Below are 25,162 nucleotides of genomic sequence, written 5' to 3'. Positions count from 1 at the left end.
CTTCCGTGCGGCTTCATCGGCGGACGATCACGACTGTACACCCTGTTTGCCCTAATGTCATGACATGGATTCCGTGGTCCGTCACGTTGGTCCCGTGGCGCTGGTCACGCTGGTTCTGCGGGGCGCGCCGGAGTGCCGGGAGGCGCGGTGTCGGTGGGTTCTGCCAGGGTCGCGACATGCAGATCCTCGCCCTGGTCATCGGTCTCGTGATCGGCATCGCCGTCGGTGCGGTCGTCGCCTGGTCGCTCGCCCGCTCGCGCGCGGGCGTCGACGCCGCGTCGTCCCGTGCGACGGCCGAGGCGCTCCGCGGCCAGCTCGAGGCGGCCCGACGCGACGCCGAGGAACGCCTCGACGCCCAGGACACGCAGTACCGTCGCCAGGTCGACTCGCTCGAGCGGCGCTCCGCCGAGCTCGAGCACCTGGTGCAGCGCATGCACGGCGTCGACGCGGCACGGAACCAGAACGAGTCCAAGGTGCTCTCCGCGCTCAGCCCCGTGGCGCAGACGCTCGACGTGATGCGCACGAAGATCGCCGAGCTCGAGCAATCGCGGAGCGAGCAGTACGGCGCGCTGTCGGCGCAGCTCCGGTCGGCCGCCGAGTCGGAAGAGCGCCTGCGCGCCACTGCCGACACCCTGGCCAGCGCCCTGTCGTCGAACAGCACGCGCGGCGTCTGGGGCGAGACGCAGCTGCGCAACGTTGTCGAGGCCGCCGGGCTGCTCGAACGCGTCGACTTCGACGTGCAGTCGTCAGTCACCACCGCCGTCGGCTCCGCCCGCCCGGACATGGTCGTGCACCTGCCCGGCGGCAAGACCATCGCCGTCGACGCCAAGGTGCCGTTCAGCGCCTACCTGCAGGCCGCCGAGATCCCGGCGACCGCCACCGGTGCCGAGGCAGCTCGACGCGACCAGCTCATCGCCCAGCACGTCAAGGCGCTCCGAGCGCACGTCGACGCCCTTGCCGCACGGGAGTACTGGACCGGCTACGACGCCTCCCCCGAGCTCACCGTCGCCTTCATCCCGTCCGAGTCGCTCATCTCGAGCGCACTCGCCGCCGACCCCGGCCTGCTCGACCACGCCTTCCGCAAGCGCATCGCGCTCGCCTCTCCCGTGACCCTGTGGTCCGTGCTCAAGACCGTGGCGTTCTCGTGGCAGCAGGACGTCGTCTCGCAAGAGGCGCACGAGCTCTTCAAGGTGTCCCGCGAGCTCTACGGCCGGCTGTCCACGATGGCGGGGCACGTCGACAAGCTCGGCCGCTCGATCCGCGGCTCCGTCGTCGACTACAACCGCTTCGTCGGGTCGCTCGAACGCCAGGTGCTGCCGAGCGCCCGTCGGCTCTCGCTGCTCGACGAGTCGAAGGTCATCGCGGACCCGTCCTCGATCGAGGACGAGCCGCGGCTGCTCACGGCGCCGGAGCTCGTCGGCGCCGTCGACGAGGACTGAGCTGCTCGCTACGATCGATCGTCATGGGGGAAGCACTGCAGAACCATCCCGGCGACCGCGAGTTCCCGGTCCGTCCACGCTGGCGGCACCGGGCGATGGTCGCCAAGGCGCGGAAGCAGACCGGGCGACGACGGGACCGCGCCGCAGCGTGGATCATCATGGCGATCGCGATCGTGGCGTTCTTCGTCGTGCTCCTGATCTCGATCCTCGCCCCGTACGACGTCCGGCAGCACTTCGGGTACGGCATCCAGGCGGTGTGGCGCTGCTTCCTGATCGCCGTCGTCGTGTGGTTCGTGCTGACCTTCATCACCTCGCTCCGTGACATCGGGCTGCCGGTGCGGGAACAGCGGCGGTACCGGGAGCGCACCGGTGCCCGCGAGCTGCCCGTCCACCGACTGCAGCAGCTGGCGCTCGCCTCGTTCGGCGACTTCCACGAAGGATGGTGGCCAGCGTCGCTCGCCCCGTACGGTTCGCGAGTGGAGCTCGGCGGCGAGTACCTGCAGGACACCACGCCGTCGCCCTTCGTGACCATCCCCCTGCCCCCGCTGACGTTCCTGCGCCGCGAACTCGACGAGACCTACAAGATCGCCAGCGGGCGGGACGCACAGGCCTTCGCCGTCGACCTGCTCGGTCCGAAGAGCGTGTCGTGGCAGTTCCTCGCGTTGAGCCGATCCGCCGAGGGTGAGACCAGGCTCACCCGGCTGTCCTCACTGCTCGGCACCGACCCTTGGGCAGGCTCGAGCCTGCTCGAACGCCGAGCGGACCGCCCGCCGAAGCTGCTCTGGTCGATGGACGTCAAGAACGCGGTCACCGCCGTCCGAGGTGCGTACGCCGCCGGGCTCCTGAGCGAGGACGACGCGTGGTCGTCGATCGACCTGGTCTCCGATGTCGCCTTCACCCTGTTCGGCTCGTGGGACGACTACTTCGACAACCTGCGGGCCGCGTACGCCCTGGTCTACGACGAGCTCAAGACGGTGCAGGAGTTCGATGCCGGGCGGCGTGAGCTCTTCGCCTCGAACTGGCCGGTCACGCGGTTGCCGTGGCCGGGGTCGCCGGGGGCGCTGCTGCCGCGGACCGTCAGCGACCCGCTGTGGGCGGACGAGGACGACGCGTCGGTCTCCTGACCACGACAGGATCACCCTCGGGGCGACGGCTCATGCGTCGGAGTACCCGGGGAGCGCGCGGACGGCCTCGGCGTTGCGGGCCCACACATGTTCTTTCGCAACGAGAAGGCCATCGGTCATTCTGCCTGGTCAGCTGACGAATCAGATGAGGGGGTTACCCTCGAGGACCTTCTTCGGTAACGCTTCCCAATCACCAAAATCCGGCGTGTCCGCCCAGTTCGGCTCGACGTCAACTCCGTGGAACTGCTCCAGGTCTTTTGTATGTTTGGAGTGATCGATCCGCGTGCGCTGCCCCTCGCCGTTCGGAGACAGGTGCAATTGATTGGAGAACAGGGGCTTGTTGGACAGTGCACGTTCCTTCGGTCTGAAGTCATCAGGTTCGGGGAAGATCTTGTAGATCACTTCGCTGAGGAACAGCCGTCCGCCCCACCGGTTCGAATACGTGGCAAGGGTCACATTGCGATTGTTTGCGTCCCAAACGAACACTTGGAAAGCTGGCCCGTCGATGGCAATTCCGCCCCGAGGCGTGACCTCCATGGTCCAGGACGGTACAGCGGATGCGGGATCGATTTCAAAGCCGCCGTCGTCCCGCCTCACGAAGGTGCCGACACTCGGTTCGGCGGGGACCACAGTGAACCAGTCCATCTGGTCATCCTGATGCTGGTGCCAACGCCCGCGACACTCTTGCTCGCTCAGGAATCCTCTCGGATCCGGCGTCCGGGTGAAGTGATTCCACTTCTGCATGTAGAGGTATCCGTGCTCGATCACGGGTTCCTCAATTGTCCTCGAGTTCTCGGCTCTACCGAATCTGAACATCAATCACCCTCGGCATTGAAAGAAGCACCGCGCAAATGTGCGTCAGCCCGCGCTGGGGGAAAGTTTCTGGGCACATATCGAGCGCCGACGCCATACACGCTCTCGTCAAGCCGTAGTTCAGTCAATTGAATGCCTCTAGATCATTCACGCTGTCTGCCTCCGCTCGAGCTTAGCCGCACGATCGAGCACCTTGATCAACGGCTTCGGCGCCAGGAACGCTCGTGCCAGCCCTTGAGCGGTGAAGCCGTCTGCACCGACCAACCTGGCCTTCGCTCCGGCACTCAGCATTGCACTGGCGCCAGCCACCGCGTCGTCCACAGAGACCGGATGTGGGTTCGATCGATTCGGTCGCACGGGGAGAGAACGTCGTACGAGCAGTCGGAGCGGTGTCTCTCCAGCCACGGCAGAGTTGAGCAGAGCCGCATCGGCATGAACTGCTGATTGGATGTCGATGAGGGACCCATGCGTAGCGGCCTCGAACACGACCGATACGCCCGCCTCATCATGCTCGAACACCCGATCCTGCTGCAGCATGGCGATGAGCCCGGCTGGTGCGTCCCCCAAGATTCGGGCATAGCTCAGTGGGGTCGCACCAAAGTCGTTGACATGGCACGGATCAGCGCCGGCGTCGAGCAAGACGGCGACCGGATCAAGTCTGTCGCCTGAGTTCGTCACTGCGAGCTGCAGCGGCGTCGTCCCCCAACGGTCCGGTGAGTCCACCTCCGCCCCGAGGGCCAGGAGTGCTCGCATCGCATGCACCGCACCGGTCTGAGCCGCGAAGTGGAGGGGCGTGAGGGCGTCGGCATTGGCGCGTGATGCTGAAGACACTTCGAAGCCTTCCGACGCGATCCTCGTGATCGCCTGCGCATCGTCCGCGATGATCGCATCCCAGAACGCAGAACTGTCCATCGCTGTGCTCATCGGATGATGCTATCCAGGACGTCCACGCCACCCGACTGCAAGCCCAGCTGGTCGGGCCTTCGCTTCTTCCGAGCAGTCTCACGTCTGATGAGATGAGACTGCCGTCGCCCCCTGCACTCGCGGGAGACTGAGAAATCGATCCGTTCGACCGGTGACCGTCTCGAGCGCATCGCCCAAGCAATGCAGGAGCCCCGCTACTCGCGCGGCTGAGGCAGGCGCGTCATTCCGCCGAGATGTACCGCGCGGGAACGAGCAAGGCCAGGGTCACCCGGCCGTGGCCCTCCGTGAACTCCACGCCCTCCCGGTGCGCGCGAGCTGCATCAATTCGCAACAGGACGGGAGCGGTGGACTTGCGCCGCCCAGCCTGCATAGCCAACTCGCGATCGGTCGTCAGATGCGCGTACTGGCGCCCCATCGGCAAGAGCCCTTCGCGCAGGATCGGCTCAGCCGCAGCGGGGGAAATTGCATGCCAGAGCACCGGCTGCGGAACGATCGCCGGCTTCACGATGCGCTCGTCCGTCGAGTGCCCGTACTGAGCACGGATCCGGTCGCTTTCGACGGCGAAGCGCTGCTTGTCGGACTCGGCGACCACTCGGCGCAGATCTTCCAACGATGCCTGAATGCCCGACCGCTCCAAAGCGTCGGCAAGATCTGCGAGCGGGACGCTCCCGTCAGCACCGAGTTCCAGCCCGTACGCACCCGGTTCGTGCCGCAACGCGTGCGACATCGCCTTGCTGATCGACGCGTCCCTACGAGGCATGTCTCAGTCCTCTTCCTGCTCCGCGAGCCACGCTGCTCGATGCTCCTCCATCTCCTCCCACCAGACGTCGAGGGACGTCCACTGCCCCCGGTACTCCGTCCCAGGCGAAGCAAACGTATGGATGATCAGCACGGGGGGGTCGCCCGAATGGTCGCCACCGTCAAAGCAGAACACATCGTCAGTGTCCTGTTGCTTTGCGAAGGGTACGAGGGAACGGGCCGGATACTGCTCCCCAACGATGTCAACCCAGTTCTTTGTCTGGTTCTCGTACTCAGACGTCCACATGAAGGGATCGATGTCGGGAAGCGGGTCTTGTGCAAGGGCACGTTGGAAGCGCTCGGGGTACTGAAATCCCTCGGGCGCAATCAAGCGCGCCTCGACTTGCCGTTCCTCGACGGTTGTTAGTCGATGTTCCCTCACTGTGGTCCTTCGGGGAGCTTCGGGGGTCGTGAGACCCATCTGGATTCGCTTTCAACCAATTCGCGCCTTGCGACTTTATCCGACCCTCAGCGCCCCCAGCATTCTGGGCTCGGCGTGGCCACGCTTCGTGAAGCGTTCAACCTCTTTTGCCGTCAACGATTGATGAGGTTCGTGTACTCGGCCCCTGCACCGGAAAATCAGTGTGAGACTTGGCCGATCGTCGGATCAATTCAGATTGGCGCTTGATCAGTTCCTGCCTTGCCCTGCTACCCGACCAACGGTCAACGGAATCCCGAGCAATCGCAAAGAGTTCCAGCTAAGAACTCTGCGGGTGGACCCTCGACCGTCACCTCGTTCTCCTCCGCTCGAGCCGGAACTGGCTTCACCGAGACCGACTGATGACCCGCTGGCCCCGTTCCTCTATTTGTGATTCAACCGATGTGTTCGTTTGAAGAGCAAAACAGGCACTGCCGTCTTTTGGTACAACAAAGGGGGCATTTCCAGCTAGGCTAAACAATGGGTTTTGTGTCTCGTAATACTCTCGACTGTTGTATAGAACGATCCACCAATCGTCGGTCTCGATCCATCCCTTATCCCAAATAAGGTCTTCATCAGCGCGCACTTCCTTCGCAAATTCGTCCCGAGCATCCTTCAGAGTTCGCATGCAAAATCACCGTGTCTTGAGTAGGAAGAGTTGATCGAAGTCACCCCTGTCCCGCGGATGGACCGGATGCGCGCAGCGTCTGCCTCCACGATGGCCGCCCGGTACATCTTTGAATCAGCCGCGGCCCCTCCCCGAGGTCCTCGTTCGAAAAGGTAGGCAACTCATCTGTACCGCTGGACGTCGACGAGATCGACTGGGTAGTACGGCGACGACCGCAGCGCTGAATCGTCAAGCCCCCGCGCCACCACGAGCCCAGCGGCTTCCCAAGCCCAGTATCCAAAGTACGCCTCGAACCGGTCTCCCTGCACTGCCTGCAGAGCCGGTGCCCACCAGATGAACGAGATGTTCTTCTGCCACGCGTGCACATACCTGTTCAACGCAGACACGGCACGATCGGGCGGAGCACTTGCTGCCGTAGCAAGGTTTTGGAACGGTCGCCTGTGCCACACGGTGTCCCGCTCCGGATCAACCTCCAGCAGCACCCCGAGCACTGGATCAGCACCGCCAGCAGCAGCAACAATCCCGATCAACCGATCCATCAACTCCGGAGCGACACCGATGCACCGCGCTACAGACGACAGCCACAACGCGTTGTAGTACGTCGACTTGTTGTCGAACTCCAATGGATCCAATGGGAATCCCGCATCCGTCACCGCCGCGTAGCGGTTCCAGGTCTCCCAGACCGTCACGGCCGACTCGACGTCCGCCGCGAGCTCGAGCACGGGCGCTCCGGCTGAATAGCGCGCTCCCAGCAGGAACAGCACATTCTCCAAGTTCGCCGTGGTCCGCATGATGCCAGCCCTGACGTCATCCGACCGGAAAGTATGGCTGAACGGACGAAACTTCTCGATATCCCGCTCGAGGACTCTGAACGCGTCGTCCCAGTAGGCAGCATTCACTCGGTCATCGCGTGGAGTCATGATGTTCCGCTCTTGCGGAACCGCTTGACTTCGTCCGCGGTCAACGCCTCGTTGTGCTCGTGCGCCCGGGTCCGCACCGGAGTACCAGTTTCGCGCGCCGTCCTGATCCGTGTGTTGTCCATACTCGTGACAGCTCCGTCGGGCATTTCGGCGACATCCACAGGGTGACCGCGCCAACCGCCGTCGCGTATGCTGTTGGTGATGTCGTCGTGGTTGCATGGTTCGCCGGTAGTCCGGTCGATCTTGTTTGCAGGAGATGGACTTCTGCGAGAACCGAACGGCCCCAGGTTCCACGATGGCCGCCCATTACACCTTTGAATCACTCCCTGTCCCTTCCAGAGGTCCTTCGTTCGAGCGAGAACGCCACCGGCGTCGGGCCGTCTGGTAGGTCATTTCAGATGTGGTCCGGAGGGTCCCGCCTCTTACAGGAGATCGAGCGGCAGGAAGGGCGATGTCATCTCATCTAGGTGCATGCCGGTCGCTTTCGCGATCGCCGGCAGTTCCAGTGCCCAATACCCGACGAATCCCGCACCGTAGCTGTCGCCCGGGGCGACTGCTTCCAGCGACCCCATCCAATCCATCGGTTTCATCCGCGATGGCCAGTCTGCGAGATACGTCTCGATTGCATGGCTGGCTTCGACTGGCTGCTCGAGCGCCGTGAGCAGGGGCCGCGCGAACCGCGGCGTCGAATGCTTGTTCTGATCCCAGGAGTGCTGAAGTCCGGTCGCAGACGCAAGCGCCGAGAACAGCGGGTCCGCCCCCTGGCGAACCACCGTCTCGAGGACCGTCCGCGCATGAGTCGTCCGGCCACAGCCCATCGTGATGCCGAGAAGCCGCAGCACACTGATGTAGTACTCGTTTCCGTCGCCGAGGCTGGGCGACGGCTTCTGGTCGGAGGACGCTAGGTCGACCCACGTGCAGTACGCATCCGCCACCGATTCAGCGACATCTCCGATGACGTCCAGGCCGACGCCCGCGGAGTACTGCGCGGCCAGGTAGCGGAGGCCCATGTGCCACTCGCCACGAACGGCGCTCAAGCGCTTCGTGGGATCGGTTGCTCGCTGCGCGGCCGCCTTGCGTCCTTCCCAATTGGTCGAGGTCACCTCGATGGCGCTCTGCCAGTATCGCGCATCGAACTCGGCGGCCCGCTGCCGGAATGCAGTCTTGCGCCGGAAAAGCGGCATCAGGGGATCACCTTTCCACCCGTATCGACCATGAATCGTGTTGAACCTCCATCATGTCCGACGACGACGACACTTCGGGGGAGCTTTCCCTCGTCGAGCAGCTTCTGGATCGCGTCGAAGTGGCGCTCGTCCACGGCTCGTTCCAAACGAGTCAGGGCATCCCGCCCCGCTGGAGAGTCGATCCACTGATCACTCAGCTGACGCCCGCTCAGTTTCGTGTTCTTCAACAGGCTGTTCGGAGCAGCATCATCGTGCTTCGAGAACTTCGCCTCGCCGATCTCGTACTCGCCGGTCTTCTTGTTGAAGTAGACACCGTCGAGCCCGTTGGCACTGGTGCTGCCCTTCGTGTCGATCCGGTCGAAGCCGGAGCGAGCGTAGAGGTCGTGCATCTGCTGCTCTCCGAAGGCAGCCTTCTCGTCCTTGGTCGCGGTCCGTGCCAGGGTCCGCCCGTTCGGGTTGACCCTGACGCCGAGGGGCAGTTCGACCCGACGCCCGAACGGAACGGCAGACTTGGCCTTCCCGATGACCGATCTTCCCGCGGCGAGGACCCGGCCGCCTGCGCGAGAGATCCCACCCATGCCTCTCGCGTACTTGCCCAAACTCGCCAACCGCCCCAGTGCGCCGGCTGCGGGGACGCAGTCGAGCAGGGAGAACGCAAGGTCCCACCCGTCGGCTTCGCCCTTGCTCATCTTGTACAACGTGTCCGCCAACACCACGAGCGCGATCGCCGCGATGATCAACGTCCACGGCCCCGGGATGATCATCGCGATGATCCCACCCACCGCCACAACGACCTTCGCCACCGACACGATGGTCTCCCACGCCTCGGACCCGAAGATCTTGTCCCACGTGGACTGCTTCCCGAGGCCCGCGTCCGCTGCTTCACCGATCTTCGTCGCAGTCCGCTGCTCCGCGTCCTGCCAATCACCCTTCGCATCCGCCACGAGCCGCTTCGCCGCATCGATCCGCGACTGCGCCGCCGAGATGTCCCCCTGCGCCGACGACACCGACCCCTGCGCGACGGACGCGTTGTCGGACGCTGCCCGCAACTGCGCCGGCGAGGGAACATCCACCCCGTCCGGCACGTCGGAACCCGCCGGGTACTTGTCCGCGACCTTCGACAGGTCCTTCGACGCCGACTCGTAGTGCGACAACGTCGACTGCGCATCCGCCAACCGGTCCTGCGCCGCGGCGAGGTCCCCGGTGGCGTCCTTCGCGTCCGCCAACGCACCATCAGCCCGGTACTGGGTGTCATCGACCGTGTCCGCCCACCCCGACAACGCCGTCGCGGCGAGTTCGTACGAATCGACGAGCTTGGTCAGGTCCGACGGGGTGTCCTCGATCGCGTCGACGAACACATCCGCGGCCTCACCCTCCCAGTCGGTCAGCCACCCGGAGCCCTTCACCGACTTCAGCCGCGTCGAGGCGTCATCGGCCGCGTCGGAGATGCGCTGGTACTCCCGCGCCATCATCCGCAACGTCAACGGATCCCCCTTGACCGGATCATCACCCTGATCGACAACGTCCCACCCCGACGGTCGCCCCATCATTCCTCCCCAGGTCCGATCTCTCGCGCCGTTGTCCACAAGCGCGCGAGTGTGACCATATCAGGGGGCAGCGACGGGGACGAGTTCCACCGACCGATGTCGACCCGTCAGAGGGCTGCGCGGACCGACTCGAGGTCCGGGAACCCGCGGAGCCGGTAGCGCGTCGGGCGGACCTCGAGTTCCTCGATCAACCCGGACGCCAGCTCCCGCAGCCGACCGAACGGCACGGGCTGCGTCTGCCCGTCGAGGGTCACGAGCACGATCGTGTCGACCGCGGCGACGACGGTCTCGACGTCCTCGGTCCACGACGAGTACGAGAAGGCCGGGTCGTCCTCGGCGAGCCGGGCGACCGAGACCGCACCGACGTGGACGTCCTCGCCTCGCCGGTCGAACGACTCCTGCAGGGCGTCCTGCTGCAGGTTCGCGGCGGTCGCCGTCCAGAGCGCGCGGATCGTCCGGAGCTCGCCGTCGAGTGACGGGTGCTCGAACCGCACCCACCCGTCACCGCGCAGCACCATGGGCGGTCCGCTCAGGACCTCGCCCTCGTCGTCGGCCAGGATCTGCTGGGCGACACCGGCCGCGACCTGGAGCCCGTCCTCGTCCTGGTCGCCGGTGACGATGAACGTCGTCGGCGCGACCGGGAAGACCACTGCGCTGCCGCGGAACTCGATGCCCTGGAACGCCTGCGGTGCGAGTACGAGCACCACGGCGAGGTCGGGGTCCTGGATGACGATCGTTCCGGGCTGGATCACCGCGACGTCGCCTCCGGCCTGCTCCTGCGCGGCGGCGACGGCTGCACGCAGGACGTCGTCGTCCGCCCAGCCCATCTCGGCGAGCGCCGGCGCGGTGAGGATCGCACCGTCCTCGTCCGCCAGGATCACGCCGAGGTCGGGTGCCACCGGCACGACGTGCGGCAGCCGGTCGGCCGTGCCGTCCGCCTCCGCGTGCAGCGTGCGGATGCCCGCGGTGTCCAGTCCGACGATCCGTGCCGTTGTCGCAGTCATGCGTCGAGCCTACGCAAGGGCTCGTACAACGGGGCGCCGCCGGAAGACCGGCGACGCCCCGAAGCGGCGGACGATCGTCCGGCCTAGAACCACTTCTCCGCACGGTGGTCCGCCTGGATGCGGCGGATCGTGTTCGAGCGCGAGCGGAGCACGAGCGAGTCGGTGTGGATGACGCCGCGCGAACGACGGACACCGTCGACCAGGACGCCGTCAGTGACGCCGGTGGCGACGAAGAACGTGTTGTCCCCCGTGACCAGGTCGTCCTGGTCGAGGACCTTGTCCAGGTCGTGGCCGGCAGCGATGGCGCGCTCGCGCTCCTCGTCGTCCTTCGGCTGGAGCTTGCCGAGGATCACGCCGCCGAGCGCCTTGATCGCGCACGCCGTGATGATGCCCTCGGGGGTGCCGCCGACACCGACGCACATGTCGATCGTCGAGCCGGGCAGTGCGGCGGCGATGCCACCGGCGACGTCACCGTCGAGCAGCAGTCGCGTGCCGGCACCGGTCGCGCGGATGGCGCGGATCAGCTCGTCGTGGCGCGGGCGGTCGAGCACGGCGACGACCATGTCCTCGAGGTCCTTGCCCTTGGCCTTCGCCAGCGCGCGGATGTTGTCGCCGATCGGCTTCTCGAGGTCCAGGACACCGCGGCCCTCGGGGCCGGCGGCGATCTTGTCCATGTAGAAGACGGCGGAGGGGTCGTACATCGAGCCACGGTCCGAGACGGCCATGACGGAGATGGCGTTCTGGCGGCCTGCGGCGGTGAGCGAGGTGCCGTCGATCGGGTCGACCGCGATGTCGCAGGCCGGACCGTGACCGTTGCCGACGTGCTCGCCGTTGTAGAGCATCGGGGCGTTGTCCTTCTCGCCCTCGCCGATGACGACGACACCGTCGAAGTTCACCGTGCCGAGGAACTTGCGCATCGCGTCGACCGCGGCGCCGTCGGCGAGGTTCTTCTCACCACGCCCGACCCACGGCTGCGCACGGATCGCGGCGGCCTCCGTCGCACGCACGAGCTCGAGCGCGAGGTTGCGGTCGGGCTGGAGGAACAGGGAGCCGGTCTCAGTCGTGGGAGTCACGACCCGAGCCTACCGACCGGCGGCCGACCGACGGTCCGGACACCGGGCCCGTGCACGCATGTGCACGCCGGACGTGAGCCGACCGCGTAACCCGGACCGCGCCTCCAGAGCTTCTGACTACGATCGGCGGGGACATCACCGAAGTCGAAGGAGATCCACGTGCCCATCGCAACGCCGGAACAGTACGCCGAGATGATCGAACGCGCGAAGGCGGGCAAGTTCGCGTACCCCGCGGTCAACGTCTCCTCCTCGCAGACCATCAACGCGGTCCTCCAGGGCCTGCAGGAAGCCGGTTCCGACGGCATCCTCCAGGTCACGACGGGCGGTGCCGACTACTTCGCCGGCCACACCATCAAGAACCGCGCAGCTGGTGCCCTCGCGATGGCGAAGTTCGCCCACGAGGTCGCCAAGAACTACGACATCACGGTCGCGCTGCACACCGACCACTGCCCGAAGGACGCCCTCGACGGCTTCGTCCTCCCGCTCATCGCGGCGAGCGAGGAAGAGGTCCGGCAGGGTCGCAACCCGATCTTCCAGTCGCACATGTGGGACGGTTCGGCCGTGCCGCTCGACGAGAACATCGAGATCGCGAAGACCATGATCGAGAAGACGCGGAACATCAACGCGATCCTCGAGGTCGAGATCGGCGTCGTCGGCGGCGAAGAGGACGGCGTCCAGCACGAGGGCACGAACGACGCGCTCTACACGACCCCGAACGACGTCGAGAAGGTCGTCGACGCGCTCGGTCTGGGCGACAAGGGCCGCTGGATCGCGGCGCTCACCTTCGGTAACGTGCACGGCGTCTACAAGCCGGGCAACGTCAAGCTCCGTCCCGAGCTCCTCGGCGAGATCCAGGCGTCCGTCGCGGCGAAGCACGGCACCGGCGAGAACCCCCTCGACCTCGTCTTCCACGGCGGCTCCGGCTCGACCGACGACGAGATCCACGAGGCCGTCCGCAACGGCGTCATCAAGATGAACATCGACACGGACACGCAGTACGCGTTCACCCGCTCGATCGCGGACTCGATGTTCCGCAACTACGAGGGTGTCCTGAAGATCGACGGCGAGGTCGGCAACAAGAAGCAGTACGACCCCCGCGCCTGGGGCAAGGTCGCCGAGACCGCTATGGCGGCTCGCGTCGTCGAGGCCGCGAAGGTCCTCGGCTCGGCCGGTCACGCCAAGGGCTGAGCAGGTCCGTCCGGTCGGGTCCACCGGCCTGGAGGAACGGGGTGCGTCCGACGGACGCGCCCCGTTCTGCGTCGGGTCGCCTCCACCGCGTGCCACGATGGGCGGGTGACCGTCGACGCCATCGCCTCCGAGTTCGCCCAGTTCGTCACCGAGTCGCCCACCGCGTTCCACGCGGCGGCGGCGACCCGTGACCGTCTCGTCGCAGCCGGGTTCACCGAGCTGTCCGAGCTCGACGCCTGGCCGACCGAACCCGGTGCGTACGTGGTGGTCCGCGACGGCGCCGTCATCGCGTGGCGTCTGCCCGACGGTGCCGGCCCGACGACGCCGTTCCGGATCCTCGGCGCCCACACCGACTCCCCCGGCTTCCGCGTGAAGCCGAACCCCGGCGTGCGCACCGGGGGCTGGGAGCAGCTCAACGTCGAGGTCTACGGCGGCGCGCTCCTGTCGACCTGGTTCGACCGTGATCTGCGGATCGCCGGCCGGGTCGTCGACGCCGACGGTAGCCTGCGGCTCGTCAGCACCGACGCCGTCGCCCGCATCCCGAACCTCGCGATCCACCTCGACCGCGGGGTGAACGACGGCAAGGAGATCGACCGCCAGCGCCACACCCTGCCGATCGTCGGGGTCGACGGCGACGCCGGTGGGACCTCCGTCGTGGAGTGGCTGCTCGCCCGGCTGGGCGAGGGCGCGGTGTCGTGGGACCTGTTCCTCGCCGACACCCAGGCGCCGGCCCGGATCGGCATCGAGCGGGAGTTCCTGGCGTCCGGCCGAATGGACAACCTGACGAGCGTGCACGCCGGACTCCGGGGCATCGTGGACGCTCCCACCGACGGTGACCACATCCCGGTGTTCGCGGCGTTCGACCACGAGGAGATCGGGTCGTCGACGCCGTCCGGTGCCGGCGGTCCGTTCCTCGAGGACGTCCTCGGCCGTGTGCAGGAGGGCCTCGGCGCCACCCGCTCCGAAGCGGCCCGGGCGTTCCGTGGGTCGTGGCTGCTGTCGAGCGACGCCGGGCACCTGGTGCACCCCAACCAGCCGGAGAAGCACGACCCGACGAACCGCCCGCGCCCCGGGGCCGGACCGCTGCTGAAGATCAGCGCGAACCAGCGCTACATGACCGAGGCGAAGGGCGAGGCCGTCTGGGCCGCCGCGTGCGAGACCGCCGGTGTGCCGTGGCAGCCGTTCGTCAACGTCAACACGATCCCCGGCGGCTCGACCATCGGCCCGATCGCGGCGACCCGGCTCGGGATCCCGACGATCGACATCGGCGTCGGGCTGCTGTCGATGCACTCGATCCGGGAGCTCGTGCACGTCGACGACCTGGCTGCCCTGCACGGAGCGGTCGCGGCGTTCCTGGCCGGCTGACCTCCGGCTGCTGGCTGGGGTGGTCACGACTCCCCGCGCCCGCAGAGCCGAGGGGTCACGAAGTGTCGGTTGCGCCGGTGCCAGACGACACTTCGTGACCGCTCGACGGCGGGCCCGCGGCGTGTTGCGACCACTCGGCGGTGGCTGCTGCGCTCGCCCGCGAGGCTGACGACGATCGTTGGAGGCACACCGGCACCGCGGCTGGCCGAGGGAGGGGCTGCCGAGAGGTCACGACTCCCCGCGCGCGCAGGGTCGATGGGTCACGAAGTGTCGGTCGCGCCGGTGCCAGACGACACTTCGTGACCACTCGACGGCGGGGCCGCGGCGTGTTGCGACCACTCGGCGCCGCGAGCAGCCCGACGACGCGCGGAGACCGGCGCCGCGAGCAGCCCGACGGTCAGGCGGTCAGGCGGTCAGGCGGTCAGGCGGTCAGGCGGTCAGGCGGTCAGGCGCCGGACTGTCGCAGCATGAAGTCGACGAAGGCCTGGTCCTGCATGACCACGACGACGAACGCGATCGTGCTGATCGCCGTGGCGACGACCGCGCCGACCAGCGGCACCCAGAACGTCCGCTTCCGTGCTCGGAGCCGACGGATGGACCACCAGGCGACCAGGGCGAAGACGACGACGTTGGTGATCGCGGCGATGGCGGCCGCCGTGCTCAGGGCACTCGGGTCGTTCAGCGCCGTGTACTGGGTCTCGAGGGTGCGCCGCACGGTGGAGGCGACCTCGCCCACGGACAGGGACTGCACCACGGAGACCAGCCCGAAGGCGAGCAGCCCGACGGTGAGCACGAAGTCGGCCGGTGTGCGACCGAACCGGCTGCGGGCCATCGACCGCTGCGCCCCGGCAGGGACTGCACCAGAGCGAGCGTCCGCACCGGCGCGTTCGCCGCGGACGCCGTCGCTCGGAGCAGCGTCGCGCACGCCGGTGGCGGGGGCCTGGTCCTGCCGCTCCCGTGCCTGGCGCTCCCGCTCCTGGCGTTCCTGCTCGACGAGGACCGGGTTCACCCAGCCCTCTGGTGCGTACTCGCCGTAGCCGGGGGCGGGACGGCCCTGGGGCCGACCGTTCGCGGGACCGGCCGCCGACGTCGCGGACGCACTCCGGGCCTCCTGGCCGCTACCAGCGCCGGCGTCGCCGTGGTTCGCCGGGTCGCGACGCGGGACCGAGGACCAGCCGTCCGAGCCGCTCATGCCCGACGCCCGCCGAGCGCGCGCGTCGGGTTGCCCGACGCGTCGGTGCGGAGCTCCTTGGGGAGCGAGAACATCAGGTCCTCGTGTGCGGTGACGACCTCTTCGACGGCGGCGTAGCCGGCGTCGGCGAGCTGTTCGAGCACCTCGGCCACGAGTTCTTCCGGCACGGACGCACCGCTGGTCACGCCGACCGTCTCGACACCGTCGAGCCACTCCTGCTGGATCTCCTCCGCGTAGTCGACGCGGTGGGCGGCACGGGCACCGTGCTCGAGCGCGACCTCGACGAGGCGGACGCTGTTCGACGAGTTCGCGGAGCCGACCACGATCACCAGGTCGGCGCCGGGCGCGACCTTCTTGATCGCGACCTGGCGGTTCTGGGTGGCGTAGCAGATGTCGTCCGACGGGGGGTCCTGGATGGCCGGGAACTTCTCGCGCAGCAGCCGCACGGTCTCCATCGTCTCGTCGACGCTGAGCGTGGTCTGCGACAGCCAGACGAGGTTGTCCGGATCGGGGACCGACAGCGCGGCGACGTCGTCGGGACCGTTCACCAGGATCGTGCGGTCCGGGGCGTGCCCCATCGTTCCCTCGACCTCTTCGTGGCCGGCGTGGCCGATCAGGATGATGGTGCGCTCGGCCTTGGCGAACCGGGTGGCTTCGCGGTGGACCTTGGTGACGAGGGGGCAGGTGGCGTCGATGGCGTGCAGGTCGCGCTCGGCGGCACCCGCGACGACGGCCGGCGATACCCCGTGCGCGCTGAAGACGACGTGCGAGCCCCGGGGGACCTCGGCCACGTCGTCGACGAAGACGGCACCGCGCTGCTCGAGCGTCGACACCACGTGCACGTTGTGGACGATCTGCTTGCGGACGTAGACGGGCTCGCCGTACTGCTCCAACGCCTTCTCGACCGCGACGACCGCACGGTCCACCCCGGCGCAGTAACCACGGGGGGCTGCGAGCAGCACCTTCTTGGGGCCGGCGACCGGTTCGTCACGCAGTCGACCCCGTGCCGCGTGCACACGCGGCGGGGCGAGCGGGACCGTGTGGCCGTTGGTGATCGTCACGTCCCCGATGATAGGTGAGCGGCACGCACGCGACCTGGGCGCGCGGGGTGCCTGTGGAGAACACGACGTCCGTCGCCTGTCACCGGTCTCGGGCACGATGGACGTCCCAGCAGGACGAGGAGCGACATGGCTATCGAACAGGGCCCGCCGACGGCCGACAACCCGTGGCCGGTGGCGCTCCTCGGCGCGAAGCTCCGCGACTGGATCGACCGACTCGGCACCGCGTGGGTCGAGGGCGAGATCACGCAGTGGAACGTCGCCGGCGGCAACGTGTACGGCAAGCTCAAGGACGTCGAGGTCGACGCCACCGTGTCGTTCTCCATCTGGTCGAGCGTGCGCTCCCGGGTGCCGGCGGACATCAAGCAGGGCGACCGGGTCGTCGCCGCCCTCAAGCCGAACTACTGGGTCAAGGGCGGCTCGCTGACCATGCAGGTCGTCGAGATGAAGCACGTCGGGCTCGGTGACCTGCTCGAACGCCTCGAGCGCCTCCGTCGCACCCTCGCCGAGGAAGGGCTGTTCGACCCGTCCCGGAAACAGCGTCTGCCGTTCCTGCCGCACCGCATCGGCCTCATCACCGGCAAGGACTCCGACGCCGAGAAGGACGTCAAGCGGAACGCACAGCTGCGGTGGCCCCAGGTTGAGTTCCGCACCGTGCACACCGCCGTGCAGGGCGAACGGACCGTCGGAGAGGTCACGGCGGCGATCCTCGAGCTCGACGCCGACCCCGAGGTCGACGTCATCATCATCGCGCGCGGCGGCGGCGACTTCCAGAACCTGCTCGGCTTCAGCGACGAAGGACTCGTCCGTGCAGCGGCCGCGGCGTCGACCCCGATCGTCTCGGCGATCGGCCACGAGGCCGACCGCCCGATCCTCGACGAGGTCGCCGACCTCCGTGCCTCGACCCCGACGGACGCCGCCAAGCGGGTCGTGCCCGACGTCGCCGAGGAGCTCGCCAACGTCCGGGCGGCCCGCGCCCGACTCGGGCTCCGGCTCTCGCACACGCTGTCGGTCGAGGCCGACCGGCTCGCCGCGCTGCGGTCGCGCCCGGCCCTGGCGTCGACCGCGTGGCTCGTCGACACCCGTGCGGAAGAGGTCGCCCGCGACCTGTCCCGCGCCCGCGAACTGCTCGACCGCCGGCTGGAGCGCGGGCACTCCGAGGTCGGGCACCTGACCGCCCGGCTCCGGGCACTCTCGCCGCGCGACACCCTGCGCCGCGGGTACGCCATCGTGCAGCGCGCCGACGGCGGTGTGGTCCGCGGCACCGACGACCTGTCCGGAGCGACGCCGGTGCACGTCACGCTCGGTGCCGGCACGGCCACGGGCACGCTCGAACCGGACGGCCCCGGCCCGGACGGCTCCTGACCACCACGGGTGTTCTCCACAGCCTGGGACCGGGCGACGGATCGTCGGTGGACGCTCGGTAGGATCGACCCGTGCCATCCCAGCAGGAACCCGAGCAGACCGACGTCCAGTCGCTGAGCTACGAAGCGGCCCGCGACGAACTCGTGCGCGTCGTGAGCGAGCTCGAACAGGGCTCCGCGACCCTCGAGCGTTCGCTGGCGCTCTGGGAGCGGGGCGAAGCCCTCGCCGCCCGGTGCGAAGAGTGGCTCGTCGGCGCCCGCGCACGGCTCGACGCGGCCCGTGCCGCCAGCGACGCCCAGGACGGCTCCGGCCGATGACCGACGCCGACGGCCGCCCGATCGTCGCCGAGCTCGGTCGCCCCGAGACGGCAGAGGAGACGTGGGCCCGCAAGGACGCCGCCCGGACCGCCCGCCGGCAGCACCAGACCGCGTTCAACCTGGTCATCGCGCTCATCGCCTCGCTCGGCATCGTGCTGTTCCTGGTGGCGGTCGTCGTCCGGCCCGACACCACGGTGGACCGCACCGTCGACTACCAGCAGATCGCGGCGAAGGCGAACGTCGACGACGTCACCCTGGTGGCGCCGCCGCTGCCCGACGGCTACAGCGCCAACCGCGCAGACTTCGCCAGCAAGACCACCGACGGCGTGGACGTCTGGACCGTCGGCTTCGTGACGCCGGACAAGCAGTACCTCGGTCTGCAGCAGGGCATCGACGCCAACGCCTCGTGGGTGTCGAACCAGCTCGACCAGCGCCCGTCCACCGGTGACCGCACCATCGGCGACACGGAGTGGACCGTCTACGACCGCCGCGCCGAGGGCACCGATGCCGGCAACCACGCGTACTCGCTCGTCTCGACGTTCGGCAAGAACACGATCGTGCTCTCCGGCACCGCCGACGACAAGGCGTTCCGGACCGTCGCGACCGCCGTCTCCCGAGAACTGACCGAGTAGACGACGGGCACCGCCCCGCCAGTCACCACCCCGTCCCACCCGAACCGAGGAGCCCCATGCCCGACCGCGCCGCCTCCACCCCGTCCGACGCCCTGCGCCTGCTGGTCGACGGCAACGCCCGCTTCGCCGCCGACAAGCGCCGGATGGGCCGCGTGGACCCGGACCGCCGCACCGAGCTCGAAGGATCGCAGTCGCCGTTCGCGACCGTCCTCGGCTGCTCGGACTCGCGGGTGCCGTTCGAGCACGTCTTCGACGCCGGCATCGGTGACCTGTTCGCCATCCGCAACGCCGGTCAGATCGTCGACGACGTCGTCCTCGGCTCGATCGAGTTCGCGGTCGTCGCCCTGGGCACGCCCCTGGTCGTCGTGCTCCGGCACACCCGGTGCGGTGCCGTCGCAGCAGCGCGCTCCGGCGAGCCCGTCCCCGCCCCGCACCTGCAGGCCCTCGTCGACGCGATCGCCCCGAGCGTCGAAAAGGTCCGACTCACCGACGCCGAGCTCCCGCAGGAAGCCGTCGGCGCCGCACACCTCGAAGCCACTCTCCGCCAGGTGATCGAGCGCTCCGGCGCGGTCTCCGACGCCGTGGCCGAGGGTAGATTGGCCGTCGTCGGGGCGACGTACGACCTCGCCACCGGAGAAGTCACCATCGACACCGTCGTCGGCCAGGTCTGACCGACCCGACGACGACCGAGCCAGACGAAGAGCGACTCCGACGACGACCGCCCCGGCGACCCCGGGGCGCAGGCACGGGCCGGCGCGACCGCGACCGGCGAGCACCCCAGGAAGGACCACGACGACGTGACCGACACCACCCCGACCGAGTTCCGCATCGAGCACGACACCATGGGCGAGGTACGGGTGCCGAAGTCGGCGCTCTACCGTGCCCAGACCCAGCGCGCCGTCGAGAACTTCCCCATCTCGGGCACCGGGCTCGAGTCGGCGCAGATCGTGGCGCTCGCCCGGATCAAGCGTGCGGCGGCCATCGTGAACGGTGAACTCGGCATCGTCGAGCCCGCCGTCGCCGACGCCATCGCCGGCGCCGCCGACCTGATCATCGGCGGGCAGCACCACGACCAGTTCCCGGTCGACGTCTACCAGACCGGCAGCGGCACGTCGTCGAACATGAACATGAACGAGGTGCTCGCGACACTGGCGTCCGACATCGCGGGCTCGGCGGTGCACCCGAACGACCACGTCAACGCCTCGCAGTCGTCGAACGACGTCTTCCCCACCTCCGTGCACGTCGCCGTGACCGAGGCGCTCCTCCGCACGCTCGTGCCCGCCCTCGAACACCTCGCCGAGTCCCTCGAAGCGAAGGCCACGCTCTGGGCCGACGCAGTGAAGTCCGGCCGGACGCACCTGATGGACGCCACGCCCGTCACCCTCGGGCAGGAGTTCGGCGGCTACGCCCGCCAGATCCGCCTGGGCATCGAGCGGGTGCAGGCGACGCTCCCCCGCGTCGCCGAGGTCCCGCTCGGCGGCACCGCGGTCGGCACCGGCATCAACACCCCCAAGGGGTTCCCCCAGCGGGTCATCGCCCAGCTCGCGAGCGACACCGACCTGCCGATCACCGAGGCCGTCGACCACTTCGAGGCGCAGGGCGCGCGTGACGCCCTGGTCGAGGCCTCCGGTGCGCTCAAGGTGCTCGCCGTCAGCCTGACGAAGATCAACAACGACCTGCGCTGGATGGGCTCCGGTCCGAACACCGGCCTGGGCGAGCTGCACATCCCCGACCTGCAGCCCGGCTCCTCGATCATGCCCGGCAAGGTGAACCCGGTGATCCCCGAGGCCACCCTGATGGTCGGCGCCCGGGTCATCGGCAACGACGCCACCATCGCCTGGGCCGGTGCCTCGGGTGCGTTCGAGCTCAACGTCGCCATCCCGGTGATGGGCACGGCGCTCCTCGAGTCGATCCGCCTGCTGGCGAACAGCTCGCGGGTGCTCGCGGACAAGACCATCGACGGGCTGCAGGCGAACCTCGAGCGTGCCCGCGCCTTCGCGGAGTCCTCACCGTCGATCGTCACCCCGCTCAACCGGGTCATCGGCTACGAGGCTGCGGCGAAGGTCGCGAAGTACGCCGTCGCCGAGGGCATCACCGTGCGCGAAGCCGTCGTGGCCCTCGGCCACGTCGAGCGCGGCGAGGTCACCGAGGCGCAGCTCGACGAGGCGCTCGACGTCCTGAGCATGACCCACCCGAACTGACGCGACGCTCCTGACGCACCCCCAGGACGGACGGGAGGCCCGGTGCCAGCTGGCACCGGGCCTCCCGTCCGTCCGATGGCGGGTCTGCCCGCCTCACGCGCTGAGCGACAGGTCACGCGTCCGGAAGCGCGTGACCTGTCGGTGAGCGCGAAAACCCGTCAGTGTCTGCCGCGCTACACAAGGTCCGGCGAGTCCAGCAGGTCCGTGACCAGGGCGGCGATCGCGGAGCGCTCGGACCGCGTCAGCGTGACGTGCGCGAACAGCGGGTGCCCCTTGAGCCGCTCGATGACCGACGCGATCCCGTCGTGCCGGCCGACCCGCAGGTTGTCGCGCTGCGCGACGTCGTGGGTGAGCACGACCCGCGAGTTCTGGCCGATGCGGGAGAGCATCGTGAGCAGCACGTTCCGTTCGAGCGACTGCGCCTCGTCGACGATCACGAAGGCGTCGTGCAGGGAGCGGCCGCGGATGTGGGTCAGGGGCAGCACCTCGATCAGGCCGCGTTCGACCACCTCGTCGAGGACGTTGTCCGACACCACCGAACCGAGGGTGTCGTAGACGGCCTGCGCCCACGGGTTCATCTTCTCGCCGGCGTCGCCGGGCAGGAAGCCGAGGTCCTGCCCGCCCACCGCGTACAGCGGCCGGAACACCATGATCTTCTTGTGCTGCTGCCGTTCGAGCACGGCTTCGAGTCCGGCGCACAGGGCGAGCGCCGACTTGCCCGTTCCGGCGCTGCCGCCGAGCGAGACGATGCCGATCTCGGAGTCGAGCAGCGCGTCGATCGCGAGCCGCTGCTCGGCCGAGCGCCCGCGGAGGCCGAAGACCTCGCGGTCGCCGCGCACCAGGGCGACGGCACCGGCGACGTGCACGCGGCCGAGGGCCGATCCGCGTTCGGAGTGGATGACGACGCCGGTGTTCACCGGGACGCCGTCGAGCTTCGAGGACCGGATGTCCTCCTTCTCGTACAGGTCGGACATCTGCTCGCCGGACACCTGCAGGTCGGCGATGCCGGTGTAGCCCGAGTCGACCGCGAGTTCGGCGCGGTACTCCTCCGCCGCCATGCCGATCGAGGACGCCTTGACCCGGAGCGGCAGGTCCTTCGACACGACCACGACGTCGAGTCCGTCGTTCTTGAGGTTCGACGCGACGGCGAGGATGCGGGAGTCGTTGTCGCCGAGCTGCAGGCCCGACGGCAGGACGGACTGGTTGGAGTGGTTCAGTTCGACGCGGAACGAGCCGCCGTCGCCGATCGCGATCGGGAAGTCGAGCCGCTCGTGCTCGATGCGCAGTTCGTCGAGCAGCCGGAGGGCCTGCCGGGCGAAGTACCCGATCTCCGGGTCGTTGCGCTTCGCCTCGAGTTCGCTGACGACCACCACGGGCAGGACCACGGCGTGCTCGGCGAAGCGGAACAAGGCCCGCGGATCGCTGAGCAGCACCGATGTGTCGAGCACGTACGTGCGCTGGGCGACCGATGTGGACGAGTCCGCGGTGTGCTGCTGCTGTGCTCCGCGAGAGACGTTCTGAGAGGTCACGACCACTCCATCCCCGGGCCGCGACCGGCCCGGTCCTGTCCTCGAACGCGGCCACGGAACGGGTCCCGAAGCACCGACTGTGGCCGCTTCGATCGGGCGCGGTGCCCGATGGGGACAACGTACGTCCGGCCCCCGACACCCCGACAGCGACACGCGGTTTCCGGAGTTACGGTCGCGTGAACAACGCGAGCGCGGCTCGCGACGCCGCGCGCGGCGGTGGCGTCGAGTGGTCATGAACCGTCGGGTGCGACGGCGCCAGCCGACAGGTGGTGACCACTCGGCGGACGTGAGCGGGGTGCCGTGACCGCTCGCGGGACGCGGACGGGAGGCACGCGCCGCTGCTACTGCATCGTGGCGTACGAGACGCAGGCGTCGCGGAACATGTCCAGGGTCTCGTCGGTGGTCGACGGGAACACGGACACCCGCGCGACGCCGAGCCGCGTGGTCGCGGTGACGCCGTGGTTGTGCATCGCGGCGGACAGGGCCGTCACGCGACCCTGCGTCGGCCGGAGCACCACGATGCCGGCGCGTTCGGCCGGGTCGCGGCTGGACTCGACCTCGAGCCCGAACTCGTCGGCGATGGCGAACACGCGCTCGACGCGGTCGGTGACCCGCTCCTGCACGGCGGCGACGCCGACGGCGGTGAGGCGCTCGAGCGACACCGCGAGCCGGGCCTGCGCGACCGGGTCGATGCGGGACATCTGGAAGCCGGCGGCCCCCGGACGCACCGCGGGGACCTCGGTGGGCCAGCCGGACGTGCCGTGCGGGCCGGACAGCGCCGGACGGATCCGGTTCAGGGCGCGGTCGCTGAACGCCACGAACCCGGTGCCCCACCCGGCGTGCAACCACTTCTGCCCGCCGGTGGCGACGACGTCGGCGACCTCGTACGGGGCGTCGACGACGCCGAAGCCCTGGATCGCGTCGACGATGAGCAGGCGGTCGCCGATGACCTCGCGGATGGCCGCGAGGTCGGTCAGGTAGCCGGTGCGCCAGTCGACCAGGGACACCGCGACGGCGGTCACCTCGTCGGACAGGCGCTCACGGATCAGCTCGGGCGTCACCCAGCCGGCGCCCGACTCGATGACCACGGGCTGCACCCGTCCGCCGGTGGCCGAGGCGGCGCTGGCCAGTGCCAGCGGCAGCGACGGGTACTCGTCGGCGGACACGAGCACGCCACCGGTCAGACCGAAGGCGGTGTGCAGCAGGCCCGGGGTCGTCGCGGCCTGCGAGACGACCTGGTCCTCGCGGCGGCCGACCAGGCGGGCGGCGACGGTGCGGACGCGGGCGTCCTGCTCGTCGAGGGTCTCCATCGCGCCGAAGCGCATGTGTGCCTGGATGGTGCCGAGCACACGCTGCTCCTCGAGCACGGCGGTCTGCACGGGGCCGAACGCAGCGTGGTCGAGGTAACCGGGGTCTTCGGAGAAGCCGGCGGCGTACTCGTCGATGTTCACAGGTGGTGCACCTTTCACAGGGTTGAACCCTGAGAGCCTACTGGGACGCGGCTCCGCCGACGAACCCGGTGCGGGAGGTGGCTGCTGGCTGGTGGCTGGGCAGTCGGCTGCGGAGGTGGCTGCTCAGCCGCCGAAGCGACGCGACCGGAGTCCGAAGTCGCGGACCGCTCGGAGGAAGTCGACCTCACGCAGGTCCGGGTAGAACGCCTCGACGAAGTAGAACTCGCTGTGCGCGCTCTGCCACAGCATGAAGTCGGAGAGCCGCTGCTCGCCCGAGGTCCGGATCACCAGGTCGGGGTCGGGCTGGCCCTGCGTGTACAGGTGGTCGCCGATGAGCTCCGGCGTCAGGACCTCAGCCAGGGTGTCGATGGTGCCGCCACCCGCGCCGTGCGCCTGCACGATGCTGCGCATGGCGTCCGCGATCTCACGCCGCCCGCCGTACCCGACGGCCAGGTTGACGTGCAGCCCGGTGCGGCCGGCGGTGCGCTGCTCGGCCTGTTCGAGCGCGGTCACCAGGTTGTCCGGCAGCCCCTCGTTCGACCCGACGTGCTGCACGCGCCAGTCGCGGTTGTCGGCCAGGACCCCGGCGAGGTCGGCGATGATGCCGACTAGTTCCTCGAGCTCCTCGCCGCCACGACCCGTCAGGTTGTCGGCCGACAGCAGGTACAGCGTCACGACCTCGATGCCGAGGTCGTCGCACCACGTCAGGAACTCCGGGATCTTCGCGGCGCCGGCGCGGTGGCCGTGTGCGGCGGACTCGAGCCCGAGCTGCTTCGCCCAGCGGCGGTTGCCGTCCACGATCATGGCGACGTGCTTGGGCTTCGCTGCACCCTCGAGCTGGCGGCGGATCCGGCGCTGGTAGGCGCGGTAGAGGATCCCTCGCCCTGTCCATCCCGCCATCCCGGTCACGCACCGAGCGTAGTGCACCACCGACACCGGGTCCCTGAGGCTCCCGCTCTGCGGACACGTGGCTGTCGTTCGGGGTCAGGCCC

At 68.7% G+C, this 25,162-nt stretch carries 24 protein-coding genes; 9 read left to right on the top strand and 15 right to left on the bottom strand.

Features of this window, described 5'->3' with window-relative positions:
* The first annotated feature begins 176 nt into the window (after positions 1–176).
* Both DEJ08_RS04190 and DEJ08_RS04185 read left to right on the top strand, forming a co-directional pair.
* On the top strand, positions 177–1,439 hold the full coding sequence (locus DEJ08_RS04190; protein WP_111029583.1) for a DNA recombination protein RmuC: 1,263 nt from the start codon (positions 177–179) through the stop codon (positions 1,437–1,439).
* Between the two features lie 23 nt (positions 1,440–1,462).
* Positions 1,463–2,563 (top strand): DUF1266 domain-containing protein, encoded by a 1,101-nt coding sequence (locus DEJ08_RS04185; protein WP_111054570.1) that lies wholly within the window; start codon positions 1,463–1,465, stop codon positions 2,561–2,563.
* A 141-nt stretch (positions 2,564–2,704) separates the two neighbouring features.
* Here the strand turns inward: DEJ08_RS04185 and DEJ08_RS04180 are convergent, their stop codons facing one another.
* The 10 genes from DEJ08_RS04180 to glpX all read right to left on the bottom strand — a co-directional run bounded on the left by DEJ08_RS04180 (position 2,705) and on the right by glpX (position 11,872).
* On the bottom strand, positions 2,705–3,331 hold the full coding sequence (locus DEJ08_RS04180) for a hypothetical protein (RefSeq protein ID WP_111054571.1): 627 nt from the start codon (positions 3,329–3,331) through the stop codon (positions 2,705–2,707).
* Between the two features lie 192 nt (positions 3,332–3,523).
* Positions 3,524–4,300, bottom strand: coding sequence for an ankyrin repeat domain-containing protein (locus tag DEJ08_RS04175; protein WP_111054572.1), 777 nt, complete (start codon positions 4,298–4,300; stop codon positions 3,524–3,526).
* Positions 4,301–4,520: 220 nt separating this feature from the next.
* Complete coding sequence (locus DEJ08_RS04170) at positions 4,521–5,060, bottom strand: RNA 2'-phosphotransferase (RefSeq protein WP_111054573.1); 540 nt, start codon at positions 5,058–5,060, stop codon at positions 4,521–4,523.
* A 3-nt stretch (positions 5,061–5,063) separates the two neighbouring features.
* Positions 5,064–5,519: an SMI1/KNR4 family protein gene (locus tag DEJ08_RS04165; protein ID WP_146248493.1), complete on the bottom strand. Its 456-nt coding sequence runs from the start codon at positions 5,517–5,519 to the stop codon at positions 5,064–5,066.
* Positions 5,520–5,862: 343 nt separating this feature from the next.
* The gene (locus tag DEJ08_RS18945) at positions 5,863–6,144 is read right to left on the bottom strand and encodes a YrhB domain-containing protein (protein ID WP_111054575.1); all 282 of its coding nucleotides are present in this window, start codon (positions 6,142–6,144) and stop codon (positions 5,863–5,865) included.
* 161 nt (positions 6,145–6,305) lie between these two features.
* Positions 6,306–7,064 (bottom strand): PoNe immunity protein domain-containing protein, encoded by a 759-nt coding sequence (locus DEJ08_RS04160; RefSeq protein WP_111054576.1) that lies wholly within the window; start codon positions 7,062–7,064, stop codon positions 6,306–6,308.
* A 422-nt stretch (positions 7,065–7,486) separates the two neighbouring features.
* Positions 7,487–8,248: a PoNe immunity protein domain-containing protein gene (locus tag DEJ08_RS04155; protein ID WP_111054577.1), complete on the bottom strand. Its 762-nt coding sequence runs from the start codon at positions 8,246–8,248 to the stop codon at positions 7,487–7,489.
* Complete coding sequence (locus tag DEJ08_RS04150) at positions 8,248–9,795, bottom strand: putative T7SS-secreted protein (protein WP_349775355.1); 1,548 nt, start codon at positions 9,793–9,795, stop codon at positions 8,248–8,250. Before DEJ08_RS04150 ends, DEJ08_RS04155 begins: the two co-directional genes overlap by 1 nt.
* A gap of 107 nt (positions 9,796–9,902) precedes the next feature.
* Positions 9,903–10,799, bottom strand: a complete 897-nt coding sequence (locus DEJ08_RS04145; protein WP_111038843.1) for a hypothetical protein — start codon at positions 10,797–10,799, stop codon at positions 9,903–9,905.
* 83 nt (positions 10,800–10,882) lie between these two features.
* A complete protein-coding gene (gene glpX / locus DEJ08_RS04140; RefSeq protein ID WP_017886722.1) occupies positions 10,883–11,872 on the bottom strand; it encodes a class II fructose-bisphosphatase in 990 nt (329 codons plus the stop codon).
* Between the two features lie 159 nt (positions 11,873–12,031).
* Between glpX and fbaA the strand changes: the two genes are divergently transcribed.
* Positions 12,032–13,060: a class II fructose-bisphosphate aldolase gene (fbaA, locus tag DEJ08_RS04135; RefSeq protein WP_017886723.1), complete on the top strand. Its 1,029-nt coding sequence runs from the start codon at positions 12,032–12,034 to the stop codon at positions 13,058–13,060.
* 105 nt (positions 13,061–13,165) lie between these two features.
* The gene (locus DEJ08_RS04130) at positions 13,166–14,425 is read left to right on the top strand and encodes a M18 family aminopeptidase (protein ID WP_111055647.1); all 1,260 of its coding nucleotides are present in this window, start codon (positions 13,166–13,168) and stop codon (positions 14,423–14,425) included.
* Positions 14,426–14,870: 445 nt separating this feature from the next.
* Here the strand turns inward: DEJ08_RS04130 and DEJ08_RS04125 are convergent, their stop codons facing one another.
* Both DEJ08_RS04125 and DEJ08_RS04120 read right to left on the bottom strand, forming a co-directional pair.
* Positions 14,871–15,617, bottom strand: coding sequence for a DUF6264 family protein (locus DEJ08_RS04125; protein ID WP_146248583.1), 747 nt, complete (start codon positions 15,615–15,617; stop codon positions 14,871–14,873).
* Positions 15,614–16,678 (bottom strand): 4-hydroxy-3-methylbut-2-enyl diphosphate reductase, encoded by a 1,065-nt coding sequence (locus DEJ08_RS04120; protein WP_081827167.1) that lies wholly within the window; start codon positions 16,676–16,678, stop codon positions 15,614–15,616. The genes DEJ08_RS04125 and DEJ08_RS04120 overlap by 4 nt, the downstream gene beginning before the upstream one ends.
* A gap of 126 nt (positions 16,679–16,804) precedes the next feature.
* Here DEJ08_RS04120 and xseA point away from each other — a divergent pair, with 126 nt between their 5' ends.
* The 5 genes from xseA to DEJ08_RS04095 all read left to right on the top strand — a co-directional run bounded on the left by xseA (position 16,805) and on the right by DEJ08_RS04095 (position 21,190).
* A complete protein-coding gene (gene xseA / locus DEJ08_RS04115) occupies positions 16,805–18,040 on the top strand; it encodes an exodeoxyribonuclease VII large subunit (protein WP_111055645.1) in 1,236 nt (411 codons plus the stop codon).
* Positions 18,041–18,111: 71 nt separating this feature from the next.
* Positions 18,112–18,357, top strand: a complete 246-nt coding sequence (locus DEJ08_RS04110; RefSeq protein WP_017886728.1) for an exodeoxyribonuclease VII small subunit — start codon at positions 18,112–18,114, stop codon at positions 18,355–18,357.
* A complete protein-coding gene (locus tag DEJ08_RS04105; protein WP_110864396.1) occupies positions 18,354–18,989 on the top strand; it encodes a DUF4245 domain-containing protein in 636 nt (211 codons plus the stop codon). Before DEJ08_RS04110 ends, DEJ08_RS04105 begins: the two co-directional genes overlap by 4 nt.
* 56 nt (positions 18,990–19,045) lie before the next feature.
* Entirely contained in the window at positions 19,046–19,660 is a 615-nt protein-coding gene (locus DEJ08_RS04100; RefSeq protein WP_027464510.1) for a carbonic anhydrase, read from the top strand.
* Positions 19,661–19,786: 126 nt separating this feature from the next.
* On the top strand, positions 19,787–21,190 hold the full coding sequence (locus DEJ08_RS04095; protein WP_111055644.1) for a class II fumarate hydratase: 1,404 nt from the start codon (positions 19,787–19,789) through the stop codon (positions 21,188–21,190).
* Positions 21,191–21,363: 173 nt separating this feature from the next.
* On the opposite strand, the gene phoH2 is transcribed toward DEJ08_RS04095, so the two are convergent.
* The 3 genes from phoH2 to DEJ08_RS04080 form a co-directional block, all read right to left on the bottom strand.
* Entirely contained in the window at positions 21,364–22,725 is a 1,362-nt protein-coding gene (phoH2, locus tag DEJ08_RS04090) for an RNA 5'-3' helicase PhoH2 (protein ID WP_181439080.1), read from the bottom strand.
* A 335-nt stretch (positions 22,726–23,060) separates the two neighbouring features.
* A complete protein-coding gene (locus DEJ08_RS04085; protein WP_071406125.1) occupies positions 23,061–24,170 on the bottom strand; it encodes an aminotransferase class V-fold PLP-dependent enzyme in 1,110 nt (369 codons plus the stop codon).
* A gap of 123 nt (positions 24,171–24,293) precedes the next feature.
* Positions 24,294–25,070, bottom strand: coding sequence for an isoprenyl transferase (locus DEJ08_RS04080; protein WP_111055648.1), 777 nt, complete (start codon positions 25,068–25,070; stop codon positions 24,294–24,296).
* Positions 25,071–25,162 lie beyond the last annotated feature (92 nt).

It is taken from the genome of Curtobacterium sp. MCLR17_054, from assembly GCF_003234335.2.
GTDB lineage: Bacteria > Actinomycetota > Actinomycetes > Actinomycetales > Microbacteriaceae > Curtobacterium > Curtobacterium flaccumfaciens.
Note: the sequence above shows the minus strand (reverse complement) of the source record. Positions and strands in the feature narration are given on the sequence as shown.

Bases quoted from the DNA above. Each gene is read 5' to 3' on its own strand.
- DEJ08_RS04190 (WP_111029583.1), top strand. From the start codon at position 177: ATGCAGATCCTCGCCCTGGTCATCGGTCTCGTGATCGGCATCGCCGTC.
- DEJ08_RS04185 (WP_111054570.1), top strand. From the start codon at position 1,463: ATGGGGGAAGCACTGCAGAACCATCCCGGCGACCGCGAGTTCCCGGTC.
- DEJ08_RS04175 (WP_111054572.1), bottom strand. From the start codon at position 4,300: ATGAGCACAGCGATGGACAGTTCTGCGTTCTGGGATGCGATCATCGCG.
- DEJ08_RS04170 (WP_111054573.1), bottom strand. From the start codon at position 5,060: ATGCCTCGTAGGGACGCGTCGATCAGCAAGGCGATGTCGCACGCGTTG.
- DEJ08_RS04165 (WP_146248493.1), bottom strand. From the start codon at position 5,519: ATGGGTCTCACGACCCCCGAAGCTCCCCGAAGGACCACAGTGAGGGAA.
- DEJ08_RS18945 (WP_111054575.1), bottom strand. From the start codon at position 6,144: ATGCGAACTCTGAAGGATGCTCGGGACGAATTTGCGAAGGAAGTGCGC.
- DEJ08_RS04160 (WP_111054576.1), bottom strand. From the start codon at position 7,064: ATGACTCCACGCGATGACCGAGTGAATGCTGCCTACTGGGACGACGCG.
- DEJ08_RS04155 (WP_111054577.1), bottom strand. From the start codon at position 8,248: ATGCCGCTTTTCCGGCGCAAGACTGCATTCCGGCAGCGGGCCGCCGAG.
- DEJ08_RS04150 (WP_349775355.1), bottom strand. From the start codon at position 9,795: ATGGGGCGACCGTCGGGGTGGGACGTTGTCGATCAGGGTGATGATCCG.
- DEJ08_RS04145 (WP_111038843.1), bottom strand. From the start codon at position 10,799: ATGACTGCGACAACGGCACGGATCGTCGGACTGGACACCGCGGGCATC.
- DEJ08_RS04125 (WP_146248583.1), bottom strand. From the start codon at position 15,617: ATGAGCGGCTCGGACGGCTGGTCCTCGGTCCCGCGTCGCGACCCGGCG.
- xseA (WP_111055645.1), top strand. From the start codon at position 16,805: ATGGCTATCGAACAGGGCCCGCCGACGGCCGACAACCCGTGGCCGGTG.
- DEJ08_RS04105 (WP_110864396.1), top strand. From the start codon at position 18,354: ATGACCGACGCCGACGGCCGCCCGATCGTCGCCGAGCTCGGTCGCCCC.
- DEJ08_RS04100 (WP_027464510.1), top strand. From the start codon at position 19,046: ATGCCCGACCGCGCCGCCTCCACCCCGTCCGACGCCCTGCGCCTGCTG.
- DEJ08_RS04080 (WP_111055648.1), bottom strand. From the start codon at position 25,070: ATGGCGGGATGGACAGGGCGAGGGATCCTCTACCGCGCCTACCAGCGC.